General features: G+C 73.2%; 6 protein-coding genes. All 6 read right to left on the reverse strand.

All coding sequences use genetic code 11. From position 1 onward, the window contains the following. Positions 1–451: alpha/beta fold hydrolase (locus tag AC08ON_RS07850; protein ID WP_476616703.1), on the reverse strand; the 451-nt coding region annotated here is incomplete at its 3' end. A gap of 277 nt (positions 452–728) precedes the next feature. Continuing rightward, positions 729–905 carry a hypothetical protein gene (locus tag AC08ON_RS07855; protein WP_023840775.1) on the reverse strand — a complete coding sequence of 59 codons (177 nt, stop codon included), beginning with the start codon at positions 903–905 and terminating at the stop codon, positions 729–731. A 312-nt stretch (positions 906–1217) separates the two neighbouring features. Continuing rightward, positions 1218–2483, reverse strand: coding sequence for a DEAD/DEAH box helicase (locus AC08ON_RS07860; RefSeq protein WP_476608156.1), 1266 nt, complete (start codon positions 2481–2483; stop codon positions 1218–1220). Positions 2484–3060: 577 nt separating this feature from the next. Beyond that, complete coding sequence (locus tag AC08ON_RS07865) at positions 3061–4635, reverse strand: glycosyltransferase 87 family protein (RefSeq protein WP_476608154.1); 1575 nt, start codon at positions 4633–4635, stop codon at positions 3061–3063. A gap of 25 nt (positions 4636–4660) precedes the next feature. Continuing rightward, the gene (locus AC08ON_RS07870) at positions 4661–5962 is read right to left on the reverse strand and encodes a DUF445 domain-containing protein (protein WP_476608153.1); all 1302 of its coding nucleotides are present in this window, start codon (positions 5960–5962) and stop codon (positions 4661–4663) included. Positions 5963–6135: 173 nt separating this feature from the next. Continuing rightward, a partial coding sequence (locus tag AC08ON_RS07875) for a DUF6343 family protein (RefSeq protein ID WP_476616704.1) occupies positions 6136–6351 on the reverse strand: 216 nt, incomplete at its 5' end.

Consider the following 6351-nt stretch of genomic DNA (forward strand, 5'->3'; position numbering starts at 1 on the left):
CTCCCGGCCCTCCCGCGCTCCCGGCCTCCCGGCCCAGCCAGTCCAGCACCAGCTCGGCGGTGAGCTCCGTCGCCTTGAGCATCGGCATGTGGCCGAACCTGTCGAGGATCTCCACCCGCCAGTCCGGGCGTTCCGCGGCGACATGGCGTGCCACGCCCACCAGGATCAGCCGGTCGGCGGAGCCGTGGACGAGCAGCGTCGGTTGCCGGACGGTGCGGACCATGTGCGCGAGCGAGGCCGGGCGCACCAGCGCCGCGATCGCCGCCGGCGGGACGCGGCCGGGGTCGGCGCAGAGCCGCCGCAGGTTCTTGTCGACGAGCTGGTGGGGGGTGTAGCGGCCGCGGCGGTACGCGAGGACCGCCGCGGCGAGGCGGGGGACCGGCAGACCGGGGTGAGCAGCGGGGCGAAGGCGAGCCAGGTGAGGTGGGAGCCGCCGAGACCGTGCACGCACAGCAGCAGCGGGCCGTCGGGTGGCCCCCCGAGGTCGACGTAGTGCACCGGCCCGTCCAGCTGGGCCCAGAACGACCGGTGGTTCTCCCGGCCGAACGGGTCCGCCGAAACCGGGGGTGTGGTGACCGGGGGCGTGGTTGACCGAGGGGGCGGTCACGTCGCGGCTGCTCATGCTGTGACGGTAGGACGACGCTCCTCGTGGCCGACGGACCCGCCAGCGGTGAAACAGGCGGTGAAACAGCAAGGTCGGCCGCCCGACGGCGGCCGACCTCCAGGAGTCACAGTGACCGGGAGGCGCCGAGCCGGAGCCGGTTCGGGTTTGCGACGGACCCGAACGAGAATGTCTCCGTGGCCGGCTCGAAGACCTCCGCGCCGTCGAGGACGCCGGAGCCGGTCTCCCGCTGACCTGGTAGGGAAAGCCCCGGGACCAGGTGGGTCGTCTCGTCCTGTTCCATGCGCAACGCTCCTTCCATCGTTACCGACACCTGTCCCTAAAACGGTATCGAGTGGACGTGGCGCGCAAAGTCTCCAAGTGATCTTGGTCACACCACAAATCCGAACGATGGCAATGCGTTGCGCCCTTCATTGGCTGTCGGATGGCCCTGGCATGCGCGGATCGTGCGCAGAGCATGCGCGAGCCGTTGGTCAGGCGCGTTCAACCGGCCAACCGGCCAACCGGCTCGGTCGAAACCGGGGCCGGTCGGCCGGAGCCCGCGGCCGGGGCGGGACGTCCGGTCAGGCCCGCAGGGGCGCGCCGGAGCCGGCGGTCAGGCTGTCGGTGCCGGCGCGGTGGGGGCCGTTCCGGGAGCGGCGCCCCGGCGCGGCGGGCGGCCGTGCCCGGTCGCCGGCCGCCCGAACCGGTGCCCCTCTCGCCGGGCGGGCCGGTGCTCGTTGCCGCGAGGCGTACCGCCGCGCGGTCCCCGCCCGCCGCCCGTGCGGGCTAGCGGGATCTCGTCCTTGCTGATCCTGGGCGCGGGCGGCCCGGCGAGCTCGAGCACGATCGGATCGTCGGCGGTCGTCGGGATCGGCCTCGCCTCGATCCCGACGGCGCGCAGCAGCCCGCGCACCTTGCCGCGTTCGGCGGGTAGGGTGACGAGCACGTCCGCGCCGTCGGCGCCGGCTCGGGCGGTCCGTCCGCCTCGGTGCTGGTAGGTCTTGGCGTCCTCCGGCGGACCGAGGTGCACGACGAGCCGGATGCCGTCAACGTGGATGCCGCGGGCGGCAACGTCGGTGGCGACCAGCACCCGGTAGAAGCCGTCGGTGAAACCGGCCAGCGCCCGGGTCCGCGCCCCCTGCGGCATTCCGCCGTGCAGCGGCTCGGCCGGCACCCCGGCCCGGCTCAGCGACTCGGCCACCCAGTCGGCGTCACGCTGGGTGCGCACGAACACCAGGGTGCGCCCCGAGCCGCCGGCGAGCGCGGTCACCAGGGCGACCTGCGCGGCCCGGTCGACGGCCTCGAGCGCGTGCCGGGCGAGCGTGGTGACCTGGGAGACCTCGGAGTCCACCGCGACCAGGACCGCGTCGGGCAGGTAGTCGCGCACGAGCACCTCGACCTCCCGGTCGAGCGTCGCGCTGAACAGCAGCCGCTGCCCGTCCGCCGGAGTGGCGTCGAGCAGTGCCTTCACCGCGGGCAGGAAGCCGAGGTCACACATGAAGTCGGCCTCGTCCAGGACCGTGATCTCGATCCCGTCCAGCACGCACGCGCCGCGCTCCACCAGATCGGTGAGCCGACCCGGGGTGGCGACGACCAGGTGCACACCGCGGCGCAGCGCGGAGATCTGCCGGCTGATGGACGTCCCGCCGTACACCGGCGCGAGCCGGAGGTTGAGCGCCTTGGTCAGGGGCTCAAGCGCATCGTTGACCTGTTGGGCCAGCTCGCGGGTCGGCACGAGGACGAGCGCACGGGGCCGGCGGGGCTGGGCCGGCCCCTGGCCGGCCAGGCGGGCGAGCAGTGGCAGCCCGAAGGCGAGCGTTTTGCCCGAGCCGGTCCGGGCCCGGCCGAGGACGTTCTCCCCGGCGAGGACGTCGGGCAGGGTCGATGCCTGGACTGGGAACGGGGCGGCGATGTCCCGGTCGGCCAGCGCCTTGACAAGCCGGCGGGGCAGGCCTGCGGCCTCGAAGGACTCGGCCGGCGGCCGGGGCTCACGCGTGGTGATGGTCGGTCCGGCCGGGCGCGCCGGGCCACCGGAACGGGAGCCGCTGTACCGCGGGCCGCGCCCGCCGGCGCCGCGGCCCCGGGCCGGGCGAGGCTGGCGCTGCGGGGCGTGCGACTGCTGGGAGCCGGGGGACTGCTGGCCCGGGTGGGACTGGGAGTTTCCGTACTGAGACAGAGGATCCGCCGATCAGGTCAGGGCCGCCATGGGTCCACCCGGACTGGATGAGGTGTCCCACACCAGTCCGCGTATCGTCCGGAGGCCGGGGGTACGGCCGGGTTTCGCGACCGGACCCACCGGCGGGTCATCCCCGCTAGGGCGCTCGCACCGACCTCGCACACCCGACCGTTCGGCCGGGCGCGGACGGCCTTGCAAGCCGTCGTTCTGTTCAAGGTACATCGCCGTTCCGCCACGCGGAGTGTGAGAGACGCCGATCCTGCGGCTGTACGTCTCGGGCTCACCCGCTGGTTCGTCCCGGGTTGCTCTTTCGGGCGAGCGGGTCGCCGGCCGCGGTGCGCAGTCCCCGGTCGCGGGCGGTGACGTGCCCGGCCCAGGCCACCAGGGTGACGACGCCGACGAGTGTCCCGTAGGCACCCACCACCCGCCCGGCCGCGCTGTGCCCCGCCGCGAGATTCACCACCGCGTCACCGAGCCCGAACACGACCGCGAGCCCGAGCCTGAGCCTGAGCCCGGCGGGCGTCGCCGCCCGCCCGCCCGCCGCCGCGATGGTCCGTCGCCGGGTGGCCGACGGCCGCGACGTCCGACCGGCGTGCAGCGAGCTCAGCACGAGTGGCCCGAGGATCGCCGTGACAGCCAGCAGCTCCATGGTGGTGCTGCGGTGGGGCGTCACGAGGAACCAGGAGCTCACGGCGAACGCGGCGGTCGGACCGGGGGAGACCGGCCCCACGCACGTGGGTGGTTCCACCGGAATGCCCGATCCCGCGGCGGTGCCCGGTCTCACCGGAGTGTCCGATCCCACGGCGGGGTCCGGCCCGATGGGGGCACCGGATCCGACCCGGCAGCCCGGTCCGACCCCGGCGTCCGCGAGGCTCGGACGAGGCGCGCTGAGCACGAGCAGCGGTGCGACCAGCAGGAGAAGGTAGTGGCTCCACACGATCGGGGAGGCGAGGATCGCGGCGGCGACGGCACCGGCGAACAGCAGCCGTTCGTCGTGGCCCCGCCGGGTGGCCGCCCAGCAGACCGCGAGGACGGCCAAGGCGCAGAGCCGGGCGATCGAGGCGGCGGCCTCCATCGCGACACCGATGTTGACAAGCAGGCCGGTGAGGCTGAGCCCGTTCGGGGCCTCCGCCCGGGCGAGCGCGTCCAGCATGCCGACGTAGGTGGCTGTTCCCACCGGGCTGAGCAGCTCACCGGCCAGGAACAGGGCGCTGAGACCGGCGAGGGCCACCATCCAGGCCCGCAACCGGCGGGCGAGCAGCAGCCAGAGCAGCAGCGGCGCGAGAAACAGCTTGCTGTAGACGAGCAACGCGACGACGCCGCCACAGGTCCAGGGCCGGTCGCGTCGTTGCCAGGCCAGCGCCAGCCCCGCGAACAGCAACGCGTTGAGGGTGCCCATCTGCAGCCCGATGATGGTGCACGACGGGGCGATGACCAGCGCGTACACCCGCCAGTCCCGGGCGCCGGCGAGGTGGGTCCCGCCGAGCAGGGCGAGCACGGATCCCGCGACGAAGATGTCGTCCGCATGTGCCAGGCAGGACAGCGGCGCGAACGGCATCGCCGTGAGGTAGGGGTAGACGAACGCGAAGCCGGAGTACACCGCCCCCGTGCCGGGGGCGGGATAGGGATCGAGCCCGTGCCGTACGGCCGCGCCGGCCCGCAGGAAGACGTCGACGTCGTAGTGGCCGATCCGGGTGATCAGTCCGAACCAGACCAGCATGATCAGTCCGGCGACCGGCAGGCTGGGCCGACCGGGTGGCGTCGGCCATGGCAGTCCCCGGACGAGCTGTCGGTTATCCGGGCCGGGCCGGCTCCCACGCTCGTCGCCACGGCGATCGTCCTCGTTGCCCCGCATGCTTCCCTCAGCTCCACCCGTTGCGTCAGAAGGCGAGTTCGGTGACCAGGTGGATGATCAGTCCCACGAGGGCGCCGACGACGGTGCCGTTAATCCGGATGAACTGCAGGTCGCGACCGACGTGCAGCTCGATGCGCCGGGAGGCCTCGTCGGGCTGCCAGCGGCCGACAGTATCTCCGATGACCGCGGCGATGTCGTCCTTGTACCGGCACACCACGCGGGTGGCCGCGTTCGCCACGGTGTGGTCGACGGTGCGCGCCAGCTCCGGATCGGTGGCGAGCTGGGCGCCGAAGGCCGCGAGTTCGTCGGTCGCGCGGACCCGGGCCGTGCTGCCCGGATCGGAGGCGAGATCGAGCAGGATGCTCTTCGCCGTGGCCCACATGGCGGAGATCACCCGGTCGACCTTGGGATGGGCCAGGAGCCGGTACTTGATCTGCTCGACCTGCGGTCCCAGCGCCTCGTCGGTGCGCAGCCGGCCGGCGAAGCCGTGCAGGAACGCGTCCAGGGCGCGGCGTGCCCGGTGCTCGGGGTCGGTGCGCAGCGCTTCGGTGAAGCGCAGCGCCTCGCTGTACGCCTTGGCCGCGACCGCCTCGTCCAGCCACTTCGGAGACCAGCTTGGTGCCCGCTCCTGCACGGTGCGGGTGAAGACCTCCGGGTTCTGCTTCAACCAGGTCTCGGCCTCGGTGACGATCACGTCGACCAGTCGATGGTGCAGCCGGTCCTCGACCACCCGTTCCAGCGCCATTCCGAGAGCCCCGGCCCAGGGCCGTTCGACGATGCGGGGCAGCACCGCCTTCTCGACGAGTTCGCGGACCAGGTCGTCGTTCATCCCGGAGACCACCGCGGTGAACCGCTCCGCCGCCTCGGTCGTGACCCGTTCGGCGTGCGACGGCTGGCGCAGCCAGGCACCGGCCCGGGCGGACACGCCGATGCCGTCGATCTTCTTCCGGATCACGTCCTCGGCGAGGAAGTGGGTGCCGACGAAGTTCTCCAGACTCCGACCAAGCGCGTCCTTACGTCGAGGAATGATCGCCGTGTGCGGGATCGGGAGGCCGAGTGGGTGGCGGAACAGCGCGGTCACCGCGAACCAGTCGGCCAGTGCGCCGACCGCGCCCGCCTCGGTGGCCGCGGCCACGTACCCGATCCACCCCGGGCCACCGTGGGCCTGCCAGCGGGCGGCGAGGAGGTAGATCGTCACCACCGCGGCCAGCAGGCTGCCGGCGATGAGCCGCATCCGGCGAAGCCCGCGGCGCAGGCCCACCTCGTCGGTGGTGCCGCGCGCGAAGCCAGCCGACACCGGCCCGGAGACACCCTCCGGATCGTTCATCGCCGCCCGTTCGGTCGGCAGCCCGTCCCGCCGCCCACTGAGATCCTCCTGCTCGTTCCGCCAGCCGGATCGGCGCGGACCGATCAGGCTGGCGGGCGAGCCTGGCGGTGCCGGACGAGGCGATCCTCGGCCACCTTATGCGGGAGCACCGCCCATCCGGACCGGCGTGGGGATCATTCGGTCTGGCGCCGGATCCGTTGCTGGATGACGACCAGATCGACGATGGCGACGAGGGCGAGGAAGGCGAGGAAGGCTGCGCCGGCTGTCTGTCCCCGGACGGCGAAGAAACCGGCGAAGACCCCGCAGAACACCAGGCCGAACGCGGCGAGGACGCGGCGTAGCCCGAATGCGCTGTGAGCCGGGGGGAACCCCAGGGCTGCGCGAAGGTC

The organism is Frankia sp. CoWAU3 (genome assembly GCF_977971855.1).